This is a genomic window from Xanthomonas cannabis pv. cannabis, assembly GCF_000802365.1.
Classification (GTDB): Bacteria; Pseudomonadota; Gammaproteobacteria; order Xanthomonadales; family Xanthomonadaceae; genus Xanthomonas; species Xanthomonas cannabis.
Map to the genome: position 1 here is coordinate 21,445 of NZ_JSZE01000023.1, position 23,446 is coordinate 44,890.

17 protein-coding genes are annotated in these 23,446 nt (G+C 66.7%); 3 read left to right on the forward strand and 14 right to left on the reverse strand.

Translation table 11 applies throughout. From position 1 onward, the window contains the following. Positions 1 to 27: 27 nt before the first annotated feature. The 5 genes from OZ10_RS05690 to OZ10_RS05710 all read right to left on the reverse strand — a co-directional run bounded on the left by OZ10_RS05690 (position 28) and on the right by OZ10_RS05710 (position 5,814). Positions 28 to 2,187 carry a carboxy terminal-processing peptidase gene (locus tag OZ10_RS05690; protein WP_179453870.1) on the reverse strand — a complete coding sequence of 720 codons (2,160 nt, stop codon included), beginning with the start codon at positions 2,185 to 2,187 and terminating at the stop codon, positions 28 to 30. A gap of 361 nt (positions 2,188 to 2,548) precedes the next feature. Then, a complete protein-coding gene (gene lipA, locus OZ10_RS05695) occupies positions 2,549 to 3,562 on the reverse strand; it encodes a lipoyl synthase (RefSeq protein WP_039564120.1) in 1,014 nt (337 codons plus the stop codon). Positions 3,563 to 3,576: 14 nt separating this feature from the next. Then, positions 3,577 to 4,275, reverse strand: a complete 699-nt coding sequence (gene lipB, locus OZ10_RS05700) for a lipoyl(octanoyl) transferase LipB (protein WP_039564121.1) — start codon at positions 4,273 to 4,275, stop codon at positions 3,577 to 3,579. After that, positions 4,263 to 4,541, reverse strand: coding sequence for a YbeD family protein (locus OZ10_RS05705; RefSeq protein ID WP_039404344.1), 279 nt, complete (start codon positions 4,539 to 4,541; stop codon positions 4,263 to 4,265). The genes lipB and OZ10_RS05705 overlap by 13 nt, the downstream gene beginning before the upstream one ends. Positions 4,542 to 4,830: 289 nt before the next feature. Beyond that, positions 4,831 to 5,814 (reverse strand): CsgG/HfaB family protein, encoded by a 984-nt coding sequence (locus OZ10_RS05710; RefSeq protein WP_039564122.1) that lies wholly within the window; start codon positions 5,812 to 5,814, stop codon positions 4,831 to 4,833. A gap of 301 nt (positions 5,815 to 6,115) precedes the next feature. Here OZ10_RS05710 and OZ10_RS05715 point away from each other — a divergent pair, with 301 nt between their 5' ends. Beyond that, positions 6,116 to 7,177, forward strand: a complete 1,062-nt coding sequence (locus tag OZ10_RS05715) for a lipid A deacylase LpxR family protein (RefSeq protein WP_039404339.1) — start codon at positions 6,116 to 6,118, stop codon at positions 7,175 to 7,177. Positions 7,178 to 7,320: 143 nt separating this feature from the next. On the opposite strand, the gene OZ10_RS05720 is transcribed toward OZ10_RS05715, so the two are convergent. The 9 genes from OZ10_RS05720 to OZ10_RS05760 form a co-directional block, all read right to left on the reverse strand. Further along, positions 7,321 to 8,535, reverse strand: a complete 1,215-nt coding sequence (locus OZ10_RS05720; RefSeq protein WP_039404337.1) for a D-alanyl-D-alanine carboxypeptidase family protein — start codon at positions 8,533 to 8,535, stop codon at positions 7,321 to 7,323. A 238-nt stretch (positions 8,536 to 8,773) separates the two neighbouring features. Continuing rightward, a complete protein-coding gene (locus OZ10_RS05725) occupies positions 8,774 to 10,192 on the reverse strand; it encodes a septal ring lytic transglycosylase RlpA family protein (RefSeq protein WP_039404336.1) in 1,419 nt (472 codons plus the stop codon). Further along, the gene (mltB, locus tag OZ10_RS05730; RefSeq protein ID WP_039564123.1) at positions 10,189 to 11,337 is read right to left on the reverse strand and encodes a lytic murein transglycosylase B; all 1,149 of its coding nucleotides are present in this window, start codon (positions 11,335 to 11,337) and stop codon (positions 10,189 to 10,191) included. Before mltB ends, OZ10_RS05725 begins: the two co-directional genes overlap by 4 nt. 502 nt (positions 11,338 to 11,839) lie before the next feature. Next, positions 11,840 to 13,234: a glycoside hydrolase family 28 protein gene (locus tag OZ10_RS05735; protein ID WP_039564124.1), complete on the reverse strand. Its 1,395-nt coding sequence runs from the start codon at positions 13,232 to 13,234 to the stop codon at positions 11,840 to 11,842. A gap of 316 nt (positions 13,235 to 13,550) precedes the next feature. Continuing rightward, a complete protein-coding gene (gene rodA / locus OZ10_RS05740) occupies positions 13,551 to 14,669 on the reverse strand; it encodes a rod shape-determining protein RodA (protein WP_039404329.1) in 1,119 nt (372 codons plus the stop codon). Next, a complete protein-coding gene (mrdA, locus tag OZ10_RS05745) occupies positions 14,666 to 16,726 on the reverse strand; it encodes a penicillin-binding protein 2 (RefSeq protein ID WP_039404327.1) in 2,061 nt (686 codons plus the stop codon). The genes rodA and mrdA overlap by 4 nt, the downstream gene beginning before the upstream one ends. Before the next feature lie 3 nt (positions 16,727 to 16,729). Beyond that, positions 16,730 to 17,215: a rod shape-determining protein MreD gene (gene mreD, locus OZ10_RS05750; RefSeq protein WP_039404324.1), complete on the reverse strand. Its 486-nt coding sequence runs from the start codon at positions 17,213 to 17,215 to the stop codon at positions 16,730 to 16,732. Continuing rightward, on the reverse strand, positions 17,212 to 18,552 hold the full coding sequence (gene mreC / locus OZ10_RS05755) for a rod shape-determining protein MreC (protein WP_039564125.1): 1,341 nt from the start codon (positions 18,550 to 18,552) through the stop codon (positions 17,212 to 17,214). Before mreC ends, mreD begins: the two co-directional genes overlap by 4 nt. 172 nt (positions 18,553 to 18,724) lie before the next feature. Further along, entirely contained in the window at positions 18,725 to 19,771 is a 1,047-nt protein-coding gene (locus tag OZ10_RS05760) for a rod shape-determining protein (protein WP_010368259.1), read from the reverse strand. Positions 19,772 to 20,048: 277 nt separating this feature from the next. Here OZ10_RS05760 and OZ10_RS05765 point away from each other — a divergent pair, with 277 nt between their 5' ends. Together OZ10_RS05765 and OZ10_RS05770 are read left to right on the forward strand one after the other, a co-directional pair. Next, complete coding sequence (locus OZ10_RS05765; protein ID WP_039564127.1) at positions 20,049 to 20,981, forward strand: carbohydrate kinase family protein; 933 nt, start codon at positions 20,049 to 20,051, stop codon at positions 20,979 to 20,981. 471 nt (positions 20,982 to 21,452) lie between these two features. Further along, positions 21,453 to 23,426, forward strand: coding sequence for a sigma-54-dependent Fis family transcriptional regulator (locus OZ10_RS05770; protein WP_039564128.1), 1,974 nt, complete (start codon positions 21,453 to 21,455; stop codon positions 23,424 to 23,426). Positions 23,427 to 23,446: the final 20 nt, after the last annotated feature.

A 23,446-nucleotide genomic window follows, 5' to 3' on the forward strand; every position in this document is an offset into this window, starting at 1 on the left:
TTGGTCAGTGCTCGGTCGTGCGGGCTGTCAGTCCGCCCAGCGCCCCGGCGCTGTGGACTGCGGCAGTACCTGCGCCGACAGCGGCCGATCCTGCGCAAGCAGGCCCAGCGCGTCGGCCAGGATGGCCGCCGATTCATGCAGCAACGGATCCGGGCGCTTTTCTGCGGCCTTTTCGCGTGCCGTGTCCTTGACGATGTCGCGCTCGTTGCCGGTCAGCCCGTCGTCGCTGTCATCGGCCAGCGGATCCAGCGGCAAGCCCAGCTGCTTGCGGACCTGCTGACGATCCTTGCGCTGCTGGTCCTGCTTCTGCCGTTCGGCGACACGTTCGGCCTCGTTCAAGGAGATGTACTTCTTGGCCTTCTCATCGCGGAACTGCTTGACGTCTTCCTCCCACCACTGAAATTCCTTGTCGGCAGCGATGCGCGCGGTGTGCAGGGACTGCAGCTTGGGCAGCAGTGGCGCGAAGTTGCCGTACTGGGTGTGCGGCGCAGCGGCAATGCGCGTCCACGGCAGTGCGTTGTCGTAGGTGCTCTCGCCGAATTCGGTGGCATCCACACTGGCCGGGAAGGCGATATCCGGCACCACGCCCTTGTGCTGTGTGCTGGAGCCGCTCACCCGGAAGAACTGCGCGATCGTCAGCTTGACCTGGCCATAGCGCTGCCCTTCCGCGGCCGGCCAACGGTCCAGGTCGACGATGTTCTGCACCGTGCCCTTGCCGAAGCTGGTTTCGCCGATCACCAGGCCGCGACCGTAGTCCTGGATGGCGCCGGCAAAGATCTCCGAGGCAGAGGCCGAACCACGGTTGATCAGCACGCCCAGCGGGCCGTCCCAGGCCACCTTTGGATTGCTGTCGCCATTGACGGTGACCCGGCCACCGGATTCGCGCACCTGCACCACCGGACCCTGTTCAATGAACAGCCCGGTCAGCTCGATCGCCTCGTCCAGCGAACCACCACCGTTGTTGCGTAGATCCAGCACCACGCCGTCGACCTTGTCGGTCTTGAAACCGGCCAGCAGCTTGGCCACGTCGCGGGTCGCCGAGGCATAGTCGGTCGCGTTGCGGCGACGACCTTCGAAGTCCTGATAGAAGCCCGGCAGCTTGATGATGCCGATGCGACGTTCCGGTTCGCTGCCCTTGGCCGGCAAGGTGATGGTTTCGCCCTTGGCGGCCTGCTCGGCCAGACGCACCTTCTGCCGGGTCAGCGTCACCGTGCGGTGCTTGCCGTCGATACCGGATTCGGCCGGGATGTACTCCAGGCGCACCTGGGTGTCCTTGCTGCCGCGGATCTTGGCCACCACGTCGTCGATGCGCCAGCCGATCACGTCCTCGATCGCGCCATTCTTGGCCTGGCCCACGCCGACGATGCGGTCGCCCGGCTTGAGCGTGCCATCCACCGCCGCCGGACCACCCGGGATCACCTCGCGGATCACCACCATGTCGTCCTGTTTCTGCAGCTGTGCGCCGATGCCTTCCAGCGACAACGACATCTGCTGATTGAACGTCTCCGCAGTACGCGGGGTGAAGTAATCGGTGTGCGGGTCGACAGCGTTGGTGTAGGCGTTGACGAAGAACTGGAACACGTCCTCGCCCTTGAGCTGCTTCACCGAATCGGCGAGCGCGGCATAGCGCTTGTCCAGCGTCTTGCGGATGTCATCGGGCTTCTTGCCGGCCAGCTTGAGGCGCAGCCAGTCGTTCATGACCGACTGGCGCCACAACACATCCAGCTGCTTGTCGTCGCTGGCCCAAGGCACGTCCTTGCGGTCGTACTCGAACTTGTCGCTGCCGGTGAAATCGAAGTCCTGCTTGAGCAGGTCGCGCGCGTACTTGACGCGCTGGTCCACACGCTTCTTGTAGACCGCAAACACCTGGAACGCCGGTTCCAGGTTGCCGCCGCGCAGTGCGTCGCCCACACCGGCCTGCAACGGCGCAAAGCCGTCGATGTCGGTCTGGGTGAAGAACTGTTTACCGCCGTCCAACGTTTCCAGGTAGCGCTTGAACACGTCCTTGGACATCGCCTCGTCCAGGGTGCGCGGACGATATGCATAGCGGCTGTCGGACAGCAGGCCGTAGACGAGCTTGGTGGCCGTTGCCTGTTCGGGCGTGGCGGCCGCCGGCAGCGCGGTATCGGCGCGCGCCAGCAATGCCATCGGAGTGGTCAACACCAGCGCCAGCAGGCCGGCCTTCATGGACGCAGAAACGTTGTAGGTCATCGAATGGCTCTCGGCACGGGGCCGACGAAAGAAAGGCGGTGAACGGATCAGACAGCATGACAGTGCCCAAAGTTGCTGGCGTTGTCATCCGCCGGCTGAATCAGCCTAGCGCCGGGCACGTAGCAGATTGTGAACGCGACCGTACCTTGCACCCGCGCGCTCCGGTGCCAAAAACGACACGGCCCCGTGCGATGCACGAGGCCGTGTGGAAGCGCGAACGGTCTATTGGCTGGTCAGCCAGCAGGTCACCAGTGGCAGTAGGCATCGCCACCGCCAAGGTGGGCTGGATGATCGGCGCCAAGGCCCGGACCCTGGCCCGGAGTACGCGCTGCGTCGCTCAGGCGGCAACGCCGGCGCCGGCCGCCTGGCGATCGGCGTGATACGACGAACGCACCATCGGCCCGGAGGCGACATGGCTGAAGCCGAGCGCGTTGCCGTACTCCTCCAGCGCCTTGTATTCCTCCGGCGTCCAGTAGCGCATCACCGGGTGGTGGTGCGGGGTCGGCTGCAGGTACTGGCCGATCGTGATCATGTCCACATCGTGCGCGCGCAGGTCGCGCAGGGTGGCCTGCACCTGCTCCATCGTCTCGCCCAGTCCCAGCATGATGCCGGACTTGGTGGCGATGGACGGGTGCTGCGCCTTGAAACGCTGCAGCAGGGTCAGCGACCACTGGTAATCGGCACCAGGACGCACGTTCGGGTACAGGTCCGGCACGGTTTCGATGTTGTGGTTGAACACATCCGGCGGACTCAGGGCCAGGATCTCCAGCGCGCGGTCCATGCGGCCCTTGCCGCGGAAATCCGGGGTCAGGATCTCGATGCGGGTCTTGGGCGAACTGACCCGGATGGCCGAAATGCAATCGACGAAATGCTGGGCACCGCCATCGCGCAGATCGTCGCGGTCCACGCTGGTCACCACCACGTACTTCAGGCCCATGTCGGCCACGGTGGCGGCCAGGCTGGCCGGCTCGCCGGCGTCCGGCGGCTTGGGCCGGCCGTGCGCCACGTCGCAGAACGAGCAGCGCCGCGTGCACACCTCGCCCAGGATCATGAAGGTCGCGGTGCCGTGGCTGAAGCACTCGTGGATGTTCGGGCAGCTGGCTTCTTCGCACACCGTGACCAGGCGGTTTTCGCGCAGCTTGGCCTTGAGGTTCTGCACCGCATTGCCGGAGGGAATCCGCACCCGGATCCACGACGGCTTGCGCAGCACCGGCGCATCGACGAACTGCACCGGCGAGCGATTGATCTTGTCGCCACCGATCTGCTTGACGCCGGTCTGCAGCGGCGCAGGCGCGGCGGTGTCGCCGGAGACGACCTGCAAGGGAATGGAACGGGCGATAGGCTGGGTCATGACGGTACGGGCGCTCAGGCCGGAAGCGAAAGGTCGGGCAATGCGGAGACAGGCTGCAACACGAGACCAAACTGGCGCGCCAGCTGATCGAGCAGCACCGCCTTGACGGCGGCCATCCCGGAGGGGCCGCCCAAGTCTAGCACCGAGGTCACCCGCAGGCCCTGGTAGCCACACGGATTGATGCGGTGGAACGGCTCCAGGTCCATCGCCACGTTGAACGACAACCCGTGGAAGGTGCAGCCGCGCCGCACCCGGATGCCCAGCGCGGCGATCTTGGCATCGCCCACATAGACGCCGGGCGCGCCCTCGCGGCGCTCGGCCACGATGTTCCACTCGTCCAGGGTGTCGATCAGCGCCTGCTCGATCTTGCACACGTAGTCGCGCACACCGATCTTGAGCCGGCGCAGGTCCAGCAGCGGGTAGACCACCAGCTGGCCCGGACCGTGATAGGTCACCTGCCCGCCGCGGTCCACCTGCAGCACCGGGATCTCGCCTGGCGCCAGCACGTGCTCGAGTTTGCCGGCCTGGCCCAGCGTAAACACCGGCGCATGCTCAACCATCCACACCTCGTCGGCGGTGGATGCATCGCGCGCATCGGTGAAGCGCTGCATGGCACGCCACACCGGCGCATAGTCCTGCCGGCCAAGGTCACGCAGCGATGCGGGCGGCACCAACACAGCGGCCGGCGCCGCTTGGGTCGCTACAGCGTCCACTTCACTTCCGGGTGATCACGCAGCGCCTGATGCGCCGCGTCGAACTGCTCCCTGCTCTCGGCACGGAAGCCGATCTTGACCGAGACGTACTTGCCGCTGGACGAATGCTTCCAGCTGACGCTTTCCTCCAGCAGTTCCACGCCGGTGGCAGCGAGCAGACGCGGCAGCTCGGTTTCCAGACCGCGTTCGGCCGCGCCCATCGCGCTCAGTTCGAAGGTGCCGGGGAATTGAAAGCCGTGATCAGGGTTGTCGGTGCTGATATCCATCGCCCCATTATCGGGCCGGCAGGGGGTAAACCCAAGCCCACGCCGCCTGAAACGACGCGCGGAGCCATTGTGCCGGGCACTGGCTCCGCTGCCTTGCCAGGCATTGACGCCTGGCGGAACTGCCGGACCACGGTGGCCGGCACGCGCGGCGACCATGCCCGCATCGACCACGCCGCTGCTCAGACGGCGGTGGCACGTCACTCGACCATCTGTCTACCGGTCAGCGACCATTATGCAAGCGTATCGAACCGCTGCGTCAACTAGGCAGCGCAGCGGCCGAGGACAGCACTTACTTGGACAGTTCGAGCATGGCCGAGGACACCCAGCCGCGGTTGCCCATCTCGTCTTCGACTTCCCACATCACGCCTTCCTTGGTGCCGGTGGGATACAGCATCATGCCGGGCTCCAGCGTACGCACTGCTGCGCCGGTGCCCTTGGCATTGGCCAGCAACCGACCTGCACGCGTCACGGTAACCGCCTGTTGCGCGTTGGATGCAGCCGCGTTGCCGGACAGGCCGCCGAGCTGGCCGACGATATCGGTATAGGCCTGCAGATAGGCCAGGGTGATCACCTGCCCGATTTCGGTATTGGCGTAACCACCCGCACCGGCCGCGCCATAGTCGCCGCCCTTGAATACGTTGCCGCGCGCGCCCCAGCCCAGGTCGGTCTTCTTGGCGTTGCCTTCGGCCATGGCGACCTGTTCGGACGAGCGCACATCGGTGATGGTCAACACCACGTCTGCCGTCTTCTTGCTGAGATTCAGACCGCCTACCAGGTTGCCGGCATTGCCGCCCACCAGGCCACCCAGCATGCCGGCAATGGCGCTGCCGCCGGCATTGCGGTTCTGCGAAATGAGGTCCGGCGTCATCACATAGTCGGCCGCGCGAATCTGGCCCTTGCCGACATTGGAACGTGCACGCAGATCGCCATTGGCCGCCATCTCGCGCTCGCGCTGCGATGCCGCCATGCCGGCGCCACGGTCCACCAGGGTGAAACAGCGGGACTTGTTGACGAACACCTTGATCAACTTGGACGGCGCCGGCAGCTGCTGACCCGACCACCAGTTGACCGCGTCTTCCGGCTCGATCACCGACAGGCTGCCGAGCGGCTTGGCGCACACCGGAATCTGCGCGGCGGCCTCCTTGCGCTGGTCCTGTGCAGAGCCTTTGAAGGCATCCTTGAAGCCGGCCGATGCCGGCGCGCTGACGCCGCTCAACGCAACACCCAGCATGCCCGACAGCACTGCCGCGCTTACAGAAATAGTCTTGCTCATAAGTAGTCCCCTAACACCTGCGCTGCCGTCGGCGAACGCGATCCGTTGGTGATGAGATGGCCTGCAAAGGCCGCCGTTCCTTGGGGCGTGTCCCCCGGGGGCGGATCATATGCTATTCGCGCCGGCTTTTCATGGCTCGCGCGTGCGGTTCTGACCACCTCGCAAATGGAACGCACCGGTGCCAGCAGCTTTTGCTATAGCTCGGTCGTGCAGGCGCATGATGGCCCGCACTTCACGCGGCACAGCCGTGCGTCCAGGCACCTTTGCCGAACCAGGTCACTCCTTACTCCCCAGGTCCTCTATGCTCCGACCGCGCGCGTTGTCTGCTGCCTTGTTGCTTTCTCTCACCGGGCTGTCGCTGCCGGCCCTGGCGGCCGATCAATGCGATTCGAGCCGACTGGGACGTACGCCGCCGGCGGTGAATTTCCGGGTCGACAACGACCTGTTTGGCGGCGAGGACCAGGATCAGGGTTATTCCAACGGTGCCGTACTGACCCTGGTCTCGCCCAACCTGGTCGATTACACCGACGACCCCTGCCTGCCGCGCACCGCGCGCTGGGTCAACAGCTATCTGGAACGCCTGCATCCGGGCGAGTTCGACCAGCAGAACATGGTGTTCTCGATCGGCCAGGCCATCTTTACCCCGACCGACTACACCCGCCGCGACGTGATCCCGGACGACCGCCCGTATGCGGGCATCCTGCTGGCAAGCTTCGGCTACAACGCCCGCAACGATGCCCACCTGCGGACCACCCAGCTGCAGATCGGCGTGGTCGGCCCGTGGGCCTTTGCGCAGGAGGCGCAGGATGCGATCCACGACGCGCTGGGCGACGAGAAATTCCAGGGCTGGGACAACCAGCTGCACAACGAGCCGCTGATCAATCTGGTGCACGAGCGCATGCATCGCTGGCCGGCCGACGCCAGCGGCAATGCCGGCGGCTTCGGCTGGGATTTCATCTCGCACTGGGGCGGTTCGCTCGGCAACATGGCCACGCATGTGAACGCAGGCGGCGAAGCGCGCTTTGGCTGGAAGCTGCCGGACGACTTCGGCAGCACGCCCACCCGGCCGGCCGGCGAGAACACTGCGCCAAGCCGCTTGGGACGCGCCAGCGGCTGGTCGGGGCATGTGTTCTTGACCACCGATGCGCGCTGGGTGATCCGCGACATCACCCTGGACGGCAATACCTTCCGCAACAGCCACAGCGTGGACAAGCGCCCGTTCGTGGGCGACGTCGGCTACGGCCTGGCGGTGATGTACGGCCGCTGGAAATTCGCCATTGCCCGCTACCACCGCACCCGCGAATTCGAGACCCAGCGCGAGACGCCGGTGTATGGCAGTTTCACGATCAGCCGGATGCTTTGAGGGCCGGGATTGGGGAGTCGGGATTGGGGATTTGTAGGAGCGGGCTGCTGATGGTTCGCTGCTGCCCTAGCCTTACCAATCCCGAATGCCGAATTCCCAATCCCCGCAAAGAAAAAGCCGGCGAAGCCGGCTTTTTCTTTGGATTACTCTGATTCCCACCACATCCAGAACGCGTCCCAGAGGCGTTTGAAGAATCCGCCCTCTTCGACCGCGTTGATGGCGACCAGCGGGGCCTGGGCGATGATCTTGCCGTCCAGGCTGACCTTCACCGTACCCACCTGCTGGCCCTTCTTGATGGGCGCCTGCAGATTCTTGGGCACTTCCATGCTGGGCTTGAGGTCGTTGTAGCGGCCGCGCTGCAGGCTGACCAGCAGCGGCTGCGCCACGCCCAGCTGCACTTCGTCCTGCTGTCCTTTCCACACCTTCTGCTGGGTCACGACCTTGCCGGGCGCGTACAGGCTGTGGGTTTCGAAGAAGCGGAAGCCCCAGTTGAGCAGGGCCAGGCTGTCGGTGGCGCGCTGCTCCTCGGAGCTGTCGCCCATGACCACGGCGATCAGGCGCTGGTCGCCGCGCTTGGCCGAGCTCAGCAGGCAGTAGCCGGCCTCGGAGGTGTGGCCGGTCTTGATGCCATCCACCGCCGGGTCGCGCCACAGCAGCCGGTTGCGGTTGCTCTGCTTGATGGTGCCGACCTGGAATTCCTTGATCTTGTTGTAGGCGTACGTCTCCGGGTAATCGCGCACCATCGCGCGCCCTAGCATGGCCAGATCGTAGGCGGTCGAGTGGTGCCCTTCGGCGCTGAGCCCGTGCGCGTTGACGAAGTACGAGTTCTTCATGCCGATCTTGGCGGCGTAGCTGTTCATCAGCGAGGCGAAGGCTTCCTCGCTGCCGGCCACGTGCTCGGCCAGGGCGATGGCGGCATCGTTGCCGGACTGGATCGCCATGCCCTTTTCCATGTCTTCCAGACGCGCGGTCTGGTTGACCGGGAAGCCGCTGTAGCTGCCGTCGGTGCCGGCGCCGCCCTCGCGCCAGGCGCGCTCGCTCATCATGACCTGGTCGTCGCGGGTGACCTTGCCGTTCTTGATCTCAGCGGCCACCACGTAGGAGGTCATCACCTTGGTGATGCTGGCCGGTGCCAGCTGCTGGTGGATGTTTTCGCCGGCGAGTACCTGCCCGGTGGCGTAGTCCATCAGGATCCAGGACTTGGACACGGCCGGCGCCGGTGCGGGTGGGACCGGCAATGCAGCCTGTGAGGCCGGCGCGGTAGCCGCAGCGGGCGTCGGCTGCGGCGCAGGCGTCTGGGCGCAGACCAGGCCGAAGGCGAACGTGGCCACGGCAGCGGCGGCGAAGCGGAATTTCATTGAAGAACGACTCCTGACGGGCCCGAAGGCTGGGTAATGCGAAATTGTAAGGCGCCACGGCGATCGGGGCGACGCGCGACGGTGTGCGCGCGCTTGCACAGTTCAGTGTCCGCGCGCCCCACGCTGCGGGTGGCACGCCGTAGACGATGAGTGGGCGACGCCGGAAACCACCGCATCGCACACGGGACGATTGTATTCAACGGGCGTGCCAGGCGTTGCCACACCCGCGCAGCGGCGCTCAGTTGGCGACGATCTGCGGCCGCCCGAAGCCCAGCCCTGCGATCCGCTGGGAGATTTCCGACGCATTGGCATGATCGCGGGCGTTGACGCGCAGGCGCCAGAGGGTACGGCCACCGCTGACGATGTCGCTGACGCTGGCACCGGCGATGCCGGCCGAGGCCAGCTGCGACAGTGCGCGATTGGCGTTCTCACGGCTGGCGAAGCTGGCCACCTGCAACAGGATGTCGCCCAGCGCCGCTTCGGCCACGCTTGGCGCCTTGGCCGGGACCTGGGCCGGGGCCTGCGCGGCCTTGAGCGGACGTGCGGGTGCGTTGTCCGGCGCCTTGACTGCCGCAACGGCGACCGGTGCTGCTGCCGGCACGGGAGCGGTGGTTGCGCCAGCCGGGCGCGGGGTCGCCGCGGCCGGCTTGCCGGTGGCCACGCGCACGCCCTGCGATTTCATCCACGCATCGAAGTTGTCGGCATTGCCGGGCTGACGCGAGTCGGCCACGCGATAGCGCCAACGCTCGCCGGCGGCCGTGACTGGCACCGCCGCCGATGCGGCGACCGGCGCGGCAGCCGCTGTTGCAGTGCCTGCCGCAGCTGCACGCGGCGGCACGGTGCGGGTGGGCAGCCGTTGCACCAGGCCATCGATCTGGCTGGCGCTGGCCGCCGGCCGCGCGCTGGCAATCGCGGCGTTCACCGGTGCCTGGCCACTGCGGCGCTTGGCGAGCAGATTGCCGTTGTCTGCCTCGGTCAGGCCACGTACTTCGACATTGCCAGTGCCCTTGCCGGTAATGCCCAGCTTGACCGCGGCGGCGTAGCTCAGATCGATCACACGGCCGTCGTGGAACGGGCCGCGGTCGTTGACGCGCACCACCACCGACTCGCCGGTGTCGGTGTTGGTCACCAGCGCAAAGCTCGGCAGCGGCAAGGTCTTGTGCGCGGCGGTGAAGGCGTACATGTCGTAGACCTCCTTGTTGGAGGTCAGCCGGCCGTGGAATTTGTTGCCGTAATACGAGGCGGTGCCGCGCTCGACATAATCGCCGGGGTTGTCCATCACCACGTAGCGCTTGCCCAGCACTTCATACGGCGAGCGGTTGCCGACCGCCGAGCGCGGCTCGTTGGTGACCAGCGGCTCGGGGATGCAGGCCACGTTGGGCACATGATCGGGCGTACTGTCCTTGACCCCGGGCTTGTACAGGCCGCCGGCGGTGTAATCGCCACGCGTGGATGGATCTTCCTTGGCGGCGGCGTATGGCGAGGTGGATGGGCAGCCGGTGGCCACATACGCCGGCCCCTTGCCTTCGACCTTGACGCCCTTGACCGCGCCGCCGCCGGTGTTGCCCGCGCTTTTCTTCGGTGCGCTGCTACAGGCCGCCAGGCCGAGCATCAGCGCCATCGGGATCAGCCACTTGGGGCCTGTCGTGCTGTTCATGCCGGGGGTAACTCCTTGCCGGCGATGGCCTCGGACAGCTGGAACACGGCCATCGCGTACATCTTGGAAATGTTGTAGCGGGTGATTGCGTAGAAGTTCTGGAAGCCCAGCCAGTACTGCTTGCCGTTGGCATCGTCCAGGCTGATCGGGGTGGCGGTGCTGCCGGCCACCACCGGCGCGCTCGGGTGATACCCACGCGTGGACAGGTCGGCCAGCGTGTACACCGGCGACCAGTCGGTGGGGTTGAATTCTTCGTGGCCGGCGGCCAGCGTGGCCGGCACGGCGACCTGCCCACCGCGTACCCAGCCGCCCTTCTTGACGAAGTAGTTGGCGATGGAGGCGAACACGTCGTTGTAGTCGGTGAACAGGTTGCGCTTGCCGTCGGCATCGCCATCGACGCCGAACTGGCGGTAGCTGGACGGCATGAACTGGCCCATGCCCATCGCACCGGCGTAGCTGCCGATCAGGGTGGTGACATCGAGTTGCTCTTCCTTGCCCAGCGCGAACAGCTGGCCGAGCTCATCGCGGAAGAACAGCTCGCGGCGCACTTCGCGCTCGAGCTTGGCCGGGTCGCCACTGCGCGGGTAGCGGAACGCCAGCGTGTACAGCGCATCCAGCACGCGATATTTGCCGGCATTGCTGCCATAGCTGGTTTCCACGCCGATGATGGACACGATGACCTGCGCCGGCACGCCGGTGGCGGCTTCGACCTTGCTCAGCTCGGCGCGATGCTCGGCGAGGAACTTGCGCCCCCCGTCGATGCGCGCCTGGGTGATGAACATCGGACGGTATTCGTTCCACGGCTTGACCCGCTCGGCCGGGCGCGACATGGCGGTGACGATGGCGTCCTTGAACTGGGCCTGGGCCAGGGTCGCTTCGATCTGCGTGGCATCGAGGCCGTACTTGGCGGCGGTGTCGCGCACGAAATTGGCACGCGCGATTTCGAACGGCACCGGGGTCAGATCCACAGGCGCCAAGGCAGGTGCCTCGGCGGCAGCGCTGGCAGGCACGGCAGCCGCAACCGGGGCAGCAGGCGGCTTGGCCGGGGGCGCACTGGCGGCCGGCGGCGGGGACGGAGGACTGGGCTGGGTCGCACAGGCGACAAGGCCGAGGGTGAGCAGGCAGGTCAGAGTGCGTCGAATCATCGGCCGAGGGTAACAGACATCGGATGAACTTCTGGCAATAAGACCATGAAACGAAAAGACTTTAGCTAAAGTCAAGGGGGCCGCAGCAGTGGGCGTGGTTTTCTTGGTTCGGGATTCGGGATTCGGGATTCGGGATTCGGGATTCGGGATTCGGGATTCGGGATTCGGGATTCGGGAATGGGGAATGGGGAATGGGGAATGGGGAGACGGGAGACGGGAGACGGGAGACGGATCAGAGGGTGGGCGCGAACGTGCGGGGCGGTGTTGCGCCCGATTCGGCGACGTAGCGCGCGCCGCGTAACGGGTCTGGGGGACGGGAGGCGATGCCTGTACCGGGTCGCTGCTTCAGCGCACAGCGATCGGGATGGTTGCCTGGCCGCGGTGCTTGCCGGCAGCCGCCGATACCGAACCGCTGGCGGCATGGGTCGATGGTGGCCTCGATGATTCGATCCAGGTAATGGGTCAGGCGCGGCCGGCCCGGCGGCCGCGCCTGACCCTCAGCTCACAGCGCGGGGAAGCGCGGTGCGCCCGAGCAGGTGGGCACCGCACCGCCCACTTGCGCCGGGGCGGTGGTGACGCCGGTGCCGGTGGGCGTCAGCGTGCTGTTGCTCAGCCCGATCCGGGCATTGCTCGCGGTAACCGTGACCGAGGCGCTTGCCGTGGCCACATTGGCCAATACCAGATCCAGCGGGGTCTGTGCGTCGTAGCCGCGCAGGATCCAGCCCTTGCCGCCGGCGTCGTTGGCACTGCGCAGACCATCGACCACGATGTCGCTGAAGGTCGGTTTGGTGCCGCTGCTGCCGCCGGCATAGAACGGGTTGATCACCACCGGGCTGGTCACCCCGTACAGGCACGTATTGCGATAGGTCACCTGGTTGACCGGCCCGCCCTTGACGATGCTGGTCTTGATGCGCAGGCCGTTGTTGTCGGTGCTGCGATTGCCCGCATCGTCGGTGGAAACGAGTGCGTTGTTGTCCACCAGCACGTTGCTGACGCCGGACATCACTTCGCTGCCGATGGAAATGCCATGCGTGCCGTAACAGCGGCTGTTGCGCACGGTGATGTTGGCCGACTTGGACGCGATGGTCTTGATCGCCACGCAATCGTCGCCGCCCATCACATCGCTGTCGTGGATGGTGGCGTTGACCACGCTGTCCAGATCCAGGCCGTCGGTGTTGGGACTGGTGGCCGGCGACTTCACCCGCACGCCCCAGATGGTCAGGCCATTGACGATGTGCGAGAAGAAATGGAAATACGCGGCATTGACCAGATTGACGTTGTAGAGGGTGAACTGGCTGGAATTCTGTACCTTGATCAGGTCCGGGCTGTTCTGCACCTGACCAGCCGCCTTGGCGTTCTCGCCGAACTCCCACCAGGTGGTGCTCTTGCCGAGCATGACTTGATCGCCACGGCCGTCGATGGTGCCTTGTCGCCCGTCGGTGCGGACGCCCATCACGCCTGAGTTCGCACCTTTGACGCTGATCAGGGGCAGGCACCCGCCGCTCTTGGAGCCGGCGCTGCCGCAGCTGCTGCCGTAATCGGCCGGGTTGCGCGAGCCATACAGGGTCACGCCCTGATCGATGACCAGGGTGACGCCTGAGGGAACCGTCAGCGGGCCGGTCAGAAAGGCGTTGCCACTGCCGCCGGTGAGCAGCACCGCGCCGTTCTTGCACGCACTGAGTGCCGCCTGGATGGTCTTGGTATCGGGCGGCGCACTTTCCAGCGCCGCATCGAACAGGTGCCCGGTCGGTGTCAGGTGGGCGCGCAGCGACGAACACATGGTTGGAATCGTCGGTTGCGCGACCGCGCGGGTATCGCCGGTGGCAAAGGTGACGGCGCCCGCCTGCGCGCAAAGCGACAGACAGACACCGCCGATGGTGGCGGTTAGCAGTTTCATGGAAGAGGTCACCCGAATGAGGAATGGCGCGCGCTGTGCAGGCGCGGCGACGCGGCCGCCAACGCTGCGGCGGCCAGGCGGACTCTACGAAGCGCTGTGCCCGCATGCAGCAGGCGCGCGAACCCGGCACCGCACGAACGAAGCAGGCCTACGCCGGTGTCGCGTCGTTGCTATGCACTGCGCAAAAACGCGATGCGCCCAAAACGTGTCAGCGTTTGACATATGCCTGTCGCATCGACCGACGCTGCGAGATTGCATGCGCCGCGTACGCGAGCACACGCGCACGACATTGGCGCAACGCGGCGACACTCCCGCATCAATACCCGTGCACCGGCCGGTGCGTCCTGACCGCCATCACCAGCCCAAGGCCGGCCAGCAGCGACACCGCCGAGGTGCCGCCGTAACTCATCAGCGGCATCGGCACGCCCACCACCGGCAACAGGCCGGAAATCATGCCGCCGTTGACCAGCACGTAGACGAAGAACGCCAGGCCGGTGGCGCCGGCGACCAGGCGCGAATAGGTGTCGCGCGCCTGCGAGGCGATCCACAGGCAGCGGCCGATGACGATGAGATACAGGGTGAGCACGGTGGCCACGCCGATCCAGCCGAATTCTTCGCTGAGCACCGAGAACGCAAAGTCGGTGGTCTGTTCGGGAATGAAGTTCAGGTGCGATTGCGAGCCTAGTCCCCAGCCCTTGCCATCCAGCCCGCCAGACCCAATCGCGATCTTGGACTGGATGATGTTCCAGCCGGCACCGAGCGCGTCGTTTTCCGGGTTGAGGAACATCATGATGCGGTCCTTCTGGTACGGGCGCAGCAGCCAGAACCAGGCCACCGGCGCCGCCGCCGAGACGCCGCCCACGCCCACCGCCACCCACCACCACGGCAGGCCGGCCAGCAGCAGCACGAAGACGCCGCTGGCGGCGATCAGCACGCCGGTGCCGAAGTCCGGCTGCAGCATGATCAGCGCGGTGGGCACGCCGATGATCATGCAGGTGACCAGCACGGTGGAGATGCGCGGCGGCAGCGGCATGCGGTGCAGATACCAGGCCGCCATCATCGGCAGGCTGATCTTGAGCAGCTCGGCCGGCTGCAGATAGAACACCTTCAGGTCCAGCCACTGCCGACCGTATTTGCCGGTACCCAGCGCGAATACCGCCAGCAACGGCAGCATCGACAGGCCGTACACCCACGGCGTCCAGGCACGCAGGCGCAGCACCGACATGCGCGAGATACCCCACATCGCGGCCACGCCGATGGCAAAGCGCACACCTTGCGCCATCACCAGGTGATCGCCATTGGCAGCGCCGCCGGCGCTCTTGAGCACCGACAGGCCGATCACCATCAACGCCCCCAGCGCCAGGCACAGCACCCAGTCCAGGCTGCGCGTGAAGCGCGCGGCCATGTCCACCAGCCAGCGCAGGATGTCACTCAATGGTCGGTCTCCTGCACCGCGTCCGGCACGTCCGGCACCACCGGTTGCGCGGGCGTGTTGGGGTCCAGTGCAACGGCGGTCTGGCCGATCACCACCGGCAGCTCGTCCAGCGTGGCGGCGGCCGCGTCGCCGGCTGCGCGCGCGTCAGTGGCGCCGGCTTCGAACTGGTTGATGCCCACCGCAGTCATGCCCAGCTCGCTGTCCAGCGGCAGGAGGCCGGCCGGCATCTTGCCCAGCAGCCAGGCGTCGAAGATCTTGCGTGCGATCGGCGCCGCCGAGCTGGTGCCGAAACCACCGCCCTCCACTGCCACCGCCACCGCGATGACCGGGTTGTCGGCCGGTGCGAAACCCACGAACAGGCCACGGTGACGCAGATGCAACGGCAGGCTGCGCGGGTCCACCGCTGCCACGCCCTTGCGGCTGACCACCTGTGCGGTACCGGTCTTGCCGGCCATCTGATACGGCGCGCCGGGGGTGATGGCGTAGCCGGTGCCGCCCGGGCGCATGGTGTCCATCATGCCCTCGCGCACCACCTGCAGATGCGCCGCGCTCGGGCTGATCGGCTTGCCCGGCGGCTGGATCATCGGCTGCCAGGGGTGATCGAAGCCGGTGCGCTGCTCCAGCACCAGGTGCGGGCGCAGCAGCAGGCCACTGGCGATACCCGAGACGCCGCGCACCAACTGCAGCGGGGTCACCTTCCAGTCGCCCTGGCCGATGGCGATGTTGACGGTGTCGCCCGGGTACCAGCGTTCCTTGCGGGTCTTGTACTTGTAGGCCGGCGACGGCAGGATGCCGCCGATCTCGCCCAGCAGGTCCACCCCGGTGGGCGCGCCAAAGCCGTATTCGGCCATGTAGTGGTCGAAGCGCTCGATGCCCATGTCCACCGCCAGACGGTAGTAATAGGTATTGACCGACTGGGCGATCGACTTGCGCAGGTCAGTCCAGCCGTGCCCGCCGCGGTGCGAATCGCCCCAGCCGCGGCTGACGCCGGGCAGGTAGAACATGCCGGTGGATAGCACGCGGTCTTCCGGCCGGCGCAGGCCGCTGTCCAGGCCGGCCAGCGCGATCAGCGGCTTGAGCGTGGAACCTGGCGCCACGCCCCCCAGCACCAGCCGGTTGAACTGCGGCCGCGACGGATTGTCGTTGAGCATCTTGAAATCGGTATGCGAGATGCCGTTGACGAACAGGTTGGGGTCGTAGCTGGGCAGGCTGACCATGCCCAGGATCTCGCCGGTGCGCGGGTCCATGGCAATGGCCGCACCTTCGTGCTCGCCGAACGCGGCCACCATCGCGCGCTGCAGGTCGGCATCCACCGACAGGCGCAGGTCGGCACCGGATTGCGGCGCAACCCGGCCGACAGTGCGGATCGCCCGCCCCTGCACGTTGGTTTCGACCTGCTCGTAACCGACCTGGCCGCGCAGGTCCTGCTCGTAGTAGCGCTCCAGCCCGGACTTGCCCATGTGGGTGAGCGCGGCATTGCCCTCGCCCAGCACCGCCAGATCTTTTTCATCGATGCGGCCGACGTAGCCGATGATGTGCGCGAACAGCGGGCCGTACGGATAGCGCCGGGTCAGATACGGCTCCAGCTCCACACCGGGAAAGCGCCAGCGCTCCACTGCAAAGCGCGCCATTTCCTCATCGCTCATGCGCAGCTTGAGCGTGACCGGCAGGAAGCTGCGGCGGGCCTTGCGCTCGCGGTTGAAGCGTTCCAGATCCTCCGGCGCGATCGGGATCACCTTGCCCAGTGCGGCCAGCATGGCGTCCATGTCGACCACCTTGTCCGGGGTCACATCCAGACGAAAGGCCGGCACGTTCTCGGCCAACAACCGGCCGGTACGGTCGTAGATCATGCCGCGCCCGGGCACCACCGGCTTGGGCTTGATGCGGTTGGCCTCCGAGCGGGTGGCGTAGACCTCGTGGTCGAGCACCTGCAGCTTGAAATACCAGCCGCCCAGCCCGACCAGGCAGATCACCACCATCACAAAGCCCAGCACCGCGCGACGACGGAACTGCTCGGCCTCGGCGTGCGGGTTCTTGGGCTGGCGACGGCCGTGCATGGGCTACTTCTTGCTCCGCTTGCCCAGCCGCACCGCATCCAGCAACACGAACAGCGGCGGCCACAGCGCCATGCCCAGCAGCGGCGCCCACCAGTAACTCCACGGCAGGGTCGGCTCGCCGACTGCCAGATGGACCGCCGAGGAGACGATGCGGTCGTTGAGCAGCAGCCCGCCGATCGCCAGCGCCTGCTGCGACACCGGGAAGAAGCGCATCCGCGCGCGGAAGCGCTGCAGGATGAAGGTCATGATCACCAGCCGCAGCGCCTGCTCGCCGAGCAGCCCGCCGTACAGCAGGTCGGCCAGCACGCCGGCCACGAAGGCCACGCCCAATCCAACCCGGTCCGGCTCCTCGATCACCCAGTAGGCCAGCACCAGCGCCAGCCAGTACGGACGCAACGGCTGCACCACGGCCGGCAACGGCAGCAGGCCCAGCACCAGCGCGATGAAGATGCTGGCCGGCAGGATCCAGGTGTTGCGCATGCGGGTCATTGGTCCGTCTCCGTTGGAGACGGACGGGATTGGGGAGTCGGGATTTGGGATTGGTTAGAAGCGGGTGCCTGTGCTGGCGCGTCGTTGCCGTTGCCGGTTCCAGCGTCTGCATCGCCTGAAGCACGTGAGCCCTGCGATGACGCTGTGCGGGAACCGGTGGTCTGGCGTTCGGGGCCGTTCGACGCAGGAGGACTGGCCGGCAGGCTGGGGTGGCGGCTCGATGCTGACGCTGGTGCGCGGGCCGACTGGGCACCAGGCGCGGCAGGTGCCGACACGGACTGTGCACGCGGCGCGATAACAGTGCCGGTGCCCGATGCCGCGGCGGCCGTCGGGCGCGCGGTATCACTCACTGCGTTGGACATCCCGCCCGCCGGCGTGCGTGGTGTGGCAGTCACCGGCGCGCTGGCGGCAGCCGCGCCGCCGTCGCTGTTGTCGCTGTTGTCGCTGTTGCGAATCCCCACTCCCGAATCCCCAATCCCGGCCCCCGGCATTACCCGCAGCGGCTTGCCCGCGCGCAGCAACAGCACATCGCGGCCACGATCGAGCTTGGCTGCCGGGGTGAGCTCGCCGACCAGGAAGGCGTGGGTGTCGTCGGGATGCAGCTCGGAGACCTTGCCGACCGGGAAGCCGGCCGGGAAGCGGCCGCCGAGGCCGGAGGTGACGATCTCATCGCCCACCTGCACGCCGGCGCTCAGCGGGATGTCGCGCAGTTCCAGGCGGTCGCCGCGGCCGTAGACGATCAGGCGCACGCCGTTGCGCGCCACGCTGACCGGCACCGCATGGTCGGGGTCGGTGAGCAGCAGCACGGTGGAATGCAACGGAGTCACTTCGATCACCTGCCCCATCAGGCCGCCGGCATCGATCACCGCCTGGCCCATCAGCACACCGTCGCGGCTGCCGGCATCCAGCAGCAGGCGCTGCCGGGTGGGGTCCAGGTCGATATCGAGGATCGGCGCCAGCTGCACGTCCAGGCCGCGGCGCTCGGCCACGTTGAGCAGTTCGCGCAGCTGCGCGTTGTCCAGCGCGGCGGTCTGCAACCGGGTCAGGCGCGCGTTGGCCACCAACAGCTGATTGCGCAGGTCGCGGGTTTCTTCCACCAGTTGCGCATGGGTGGCGGCGTTGTCGCGCACCTGCGAGCCGATCCGCCCTGGCAACCCGGCCACCGCCCAGATCGGCTGGATCAGCAGATTGGCCTGCAGGCGCACCTGGCTCAGCCAGCCCCCGCGGCTATCGAGCGCGATCAGGGTGATCGCCAGCACCAGATAGACCAGCAGCCGCAGCGTGGAGGTGACTTCGCCCGGGCGGGAGGCGACGGGAGGACCGGCGTAGGAGGGCACTTTCAGGGCCGGGAATGGAGATTCGGGAGTGGGGATTCGGGGAGCACTTGGCTGGCCCCGAGACGAATGCGGCTAACACGTGAATCAGCGGAACTGCGCGGCAATCCCGCCGGGCCGTAGACAGGAACCGCCTTTGCGAATCCCCAATGCCGACTCCCGAATCCCGAACGCATCACTCCGGCGCGAAGAACTCATTGCCATGCATGTCCACCAGCTCCAGTGCACGGCCGCCGCCGCGGGCCACGCAGGTGAGCGGGTCATCGGCCACCTGCACGTGCAGGCCGGTTTCTTCGGAGATCAGGCGGTCCAGGTCGCGCAGCAGCGCGCCGCCGCCGGTGAGCACGATGCCGCGCTCGGCCACGTCGGCACACAGTTCCGGCGGGGTCTGCTCCAGCGCCAGCTTGACCGCGGAGACAATGCCCGACAGCGGCTCGTGCAGCGCTTCGAGCACTTCGTTGGAGTTGATCTTGATCATCTTCGGTACGCCCTCGGCGAGGTTGCGGCCGGAGATTTCCATCTCCTGCACCTCGTCCTGCGGGTAGGCGCAGCCGATCTGCAACTTGATGCGCTCGGCGGTGGCTTCGCCGATCAGCATGCCGTGGTTGCGGCGCACATAATTGGTGATCGACTCATCGAAGCGGTCGCCGCCCACACGCACCGACTGCGAATACACGATGCCGTTGAGCGAGATCACCGCCACTTCGGTGGTGCCGCCGCCGATGTCGATGACCATCGAGCCGCGCGCCTCGGTCACCGGCATGCCGGCGCCGATCGCGGCAGCCATGGGTTCTTCGATCAGGTACACATCACGCGCACCGGCCTCTTCCGCAGATTCCTTGATGGCGCGGCGCTCCACCTGGGTGGAGCCGGCCGGCACGCACACCAGCACGCGCGGGCTGGGGCGCAGGACACGCGACTTGTGCACCTTCTTGATGAAGTGCTTCAGCATTGCCTCGGTGTAGGTGAAATCGGCGATGACGCCGTCCTTCATCGGGCGGATGGTGGTGATGTGACCAGGCGTGCGGCCAAGCATCTGCTTGGCCTCGGCGCCGACCGCCGCCACCGAACGCGTGCCGCCGATTGCGCGGTCCTGACGCACCGCCACCACCGATGGTTCGTTCAGCACGATGCCCTGCCCGCGCACGTAGATCAGCGTATTGGCCGTGCCCAGATCGATGGACAGGTCGTTGGAGAACATGCCGCGCAGTTTCTTGAACATCGAGGGAGTTGGTCCTGGGTAAGTCGCGCGCCCGGCCGCCAGCGTGGCGAAATTTTGGGCAGAAAACGAAGTCGGCTAGCCTAGCAATCCCCCCCGGGGTGAGCAAGGAAAAATCGGATCTGCCGGCCCGGTTTTCATGTGCCGGTCACGCCGGCCATGGCACGCGGTTGTGGCCCTGATCGGTCGCAGCCGTTACCCTTTGCGCCGCGGCGTTGCTGCCGTCCCGCTGCCATGCCCGGCAACTGGCGGGTATTTCCTTACGCAAAGGCCTGACTCGATGTCCGCACTGATCTGTGGTTCCCTCGCCTACGACACCATCATGGTGTTCCCGGACCAGTTCAAGAACCACATCCTGCCGGACAAGGTGCACATTCTGAATGTGTCGTTCCTGGTCCCGCGCATGCGCCGCGAGTTCGGCGGCTGCGCCGGCAACATTGCCTACAACCTGCATCTGCTCGGTGGCGCGCCGATTCCGATGGGTACCGTGGGCCAGGACTTCGGCCCGTACCGCGAACATTTCGAGATGCTCGGCATCGACCTGTCGCGGGTGAAGATCATCGACGACCTGTTCACCCCGCAGGCCTTCATCACCACCGACCACGACAACAACCAGATCACCGCCTTCCATCCGGGCGCGATGATGCGCAGCTACGAAAACCACGTGAAGGACGTGCCGGGTGTGACCCTGGGCCTGGTCGGCCCGGACGGGCGCGAAGGCATGATCCAGAACGCCGAAGAGTTCGCTGCCGGCGGCATCCCCTTCATCTTCGACCCCGGCCAGGCGATGCCGTTGTTCAACGGCCCGGAGCTGCGTCAGTTCATCGAGCAGGCCGACTACGTGGTGGTCAACGATTACGAGTCCAACCTGCTGCAGGAACGCACCGGCTGGGACGAGAAGGACATCGTCTCGCGCGTGCAGGCCTACATCACCACCCAGGGCCCGAAGGGCGCGCTGGTGCATACGCCGGAAAAGACCTACGACATTCCGCCGGCGCACGAACGCCGCGTGGTCGACCCCACCGGCTGCGGCGATGCCTTCCGCGCCGGCCTGATCTACGGCATCCAGCACAACTACGATTGGCTCACGATCGGGCGCATGGGCAACCTGATGGGCGCGCTGAAGGTGGAACACCCCGGCACCCAGAACCAGCGCTTCGACTTCGCCGAGTTCAACGACCAGTTCAAGCAACAGTTCGGCTACGCGCTTTAACGGACGCTTTGCCCTTCTCCCACCGGGACATTGTCCTCCTTCATGGGGGAGAAGGTGCCCCGAAGGGGCGGATGAGGGGACGGGCGAAGCCTCGCGCAGTTCGAGAATTCGGGCGCTACGCGCGCCGTACCCTCACCCCAACCCCTCTCCCGGCGGGAGAGGGGCTTTAACGCCCTCGCGCATCGACGTCCCTTCTCCCAATGGGACATTGTCCTCCTTCATGGGGGAGAAGGTGCCCCGAAGGGGCGGATGAGGGGACGGGCAAAGCCTCGCGTTGCCAAACTGCTTGGTGTGGCTTCGCCCCGTACCCTCACCCCAACCCCTCTCCCGACGGGAGAGGGGCTTTATGCCGACATCGCGGCGGCGGCGGCATCGTCAGCGGCGGCAACGCACTTTGCTGCAACGCAGTTTGAGCATGGGGACGATTTGTGTCTCTACTGCCGCCTCGCGTCCATTGAGGAACGCTGGGCCATGTCCGAGCCAAGCGTTGTCGCCGCCGCTTCCACCGCCCCGCCCCAGATCGAGCCGGATGTCCTCAGGCAGACCCGGCGGCTGCGCGATATCGCGTCGCTGGCGGCGCCGTTGTCGCGCTCGTGGCGGCGCTGCCTGGACGACTACGCGCTGCTGCCCGAGGCCACGCCCGAGCCCCTGGTGCACGACGCGCTGCACGTACGCGAGCGCCAGCAACGCCTGGGCGAGGTGCTGCGCATCGCCCGGGTGGAGATGGAAAACCTCTACGAGCAGATTGCCGGCAGCGGGTATGCGGTGATCTTCGGCGATGCCGAGGCCACCGTGCTGCACAGCGTGCACGACTCCACCCTGCTGCGCGAGTTCCGCCATGCCGGCCTGTTCTGCGGCGCCAGCTGGGCCGAGTGCCACCAAGGCACCAACGGCCTGGGCACCTGCGCGGCCGAGCGCACTGCGGTGAGCGTGCACCGCGGCGAGCACTACCTGACCCGGCATCTGCCGCTGTCGTGCAGCGGGGCGCCGATTCTGGACCCGCATGGCGGGCTGCTGGCCGTGCTGGATGCGTCCACCCCCAATGCGCAGGACAGCAAGCAGATCCAGCGGCACACCGTGGCCCTGGTGAGCATGTCGGCTGCGCAGATCTCGCGTTCGCATTTCCTCAACCAGTTCGGCCATGCCTTCATCCTGCGCTTTCACAGCCGTCCCGAATTTGCCGGACTGTTGCACGAGGCATTGATCGCGATCGGCGCCGATGGCCGCGTGCTGGCCGTCAACGAAGCGGTGCTGGAGCAATTGGGCAAACTCGACCGCAGCCAGCTGGTCGGCCGCGATATCTCGCAGGTGATGCAGCTGGATTTCGACACGCTGGAACATCGTGCCGGCAGCGACGCGGGCACGCTGTGGTCGATCCGCTGCGCCTGCCACGGGCGGCGGTTCTACGCGCTGGTGCGCCCGCCCCGCTCACGCCCGGCGATGCCGTCGGTGGGCGCCGCCGCGCAGGTGGCGCCGGAGGGCGAACAGCCGCCGGGCGAACATGTGGGCTCGGACCCGCGCATGCGCCACAACCTGGCCAATGCATTGAAGTTGGCCGCGCATCGCGTCTCGATCCTGCTGCGTGGCGACACCGGCACCGGCAAGGAAGAATTTGCCAAGGCTGTCCATCGCGGCTCGCCGTGGGCCGGTGGCGCGTTCGTGGCGATCAACTGTGCGGCGATCCCCGAGGCATTGATCGAAAGCGAGTTGTTCGGCTATGCGCGCGGCGCGTTCACCGATGCGGCGCGCGAAGGCCGGCATGGCAAATTGCTGCAGGCCAGCGGCGGCACCCTGTTTCTCGATGAAATCGGCGACATGCCGCTGCCGTTGCAGAGCCGCCTGCTGCGCGTGCTGGAAGAACAATGCGTTACCCCGCTCGGCAGCGAGCGCGCGGTGCCGCTGGAGCTGCACGTGATCAGCGCCAGCCATCGCGATCTGGCGCAGCGCGTGGCCGCCGGCGAATTTCGCGAAGACCTGTATTACCGCCTCAACGGCGTGGTGCTGCACTTGCCGCCCTTGCACGAGCGCAGCGACAAGGCCGAGTTGATCCGCACCCTGCTGCGCGAAGAGAACCCGGAGCACAGCGTGCGCATCAGCGAAGAAGCCATGCACACCCTGCTCAGCTACGCCTGGCCCGGCAACCTGCGCCAACTGCGCAATGTGTTGCGCACCGCGGCGGTGCTGTGCAGCGACGGGGTGATCCGGCTACCGAACCTGCCGCAGGAAATCGTCGACGCCGGCAGCGCACCGTGCCTGGTCGACGGGCGCGCGGTGGCCGCCGACGACATGCCCGGCCGCGTCGCACTCGACCAGGCCGAACGCCTGGTGCTGCAACAACAACTCGAACGCCACCGCTGGAATGTCAGCCGCACCGCCGATGCGCTGGGAATCAGCCGTAATACGCTGTATCGCAAGTTGCGCAAGCACGGCCTCGATACCGGGTGAATGGGGGGCTGGGATTGGGG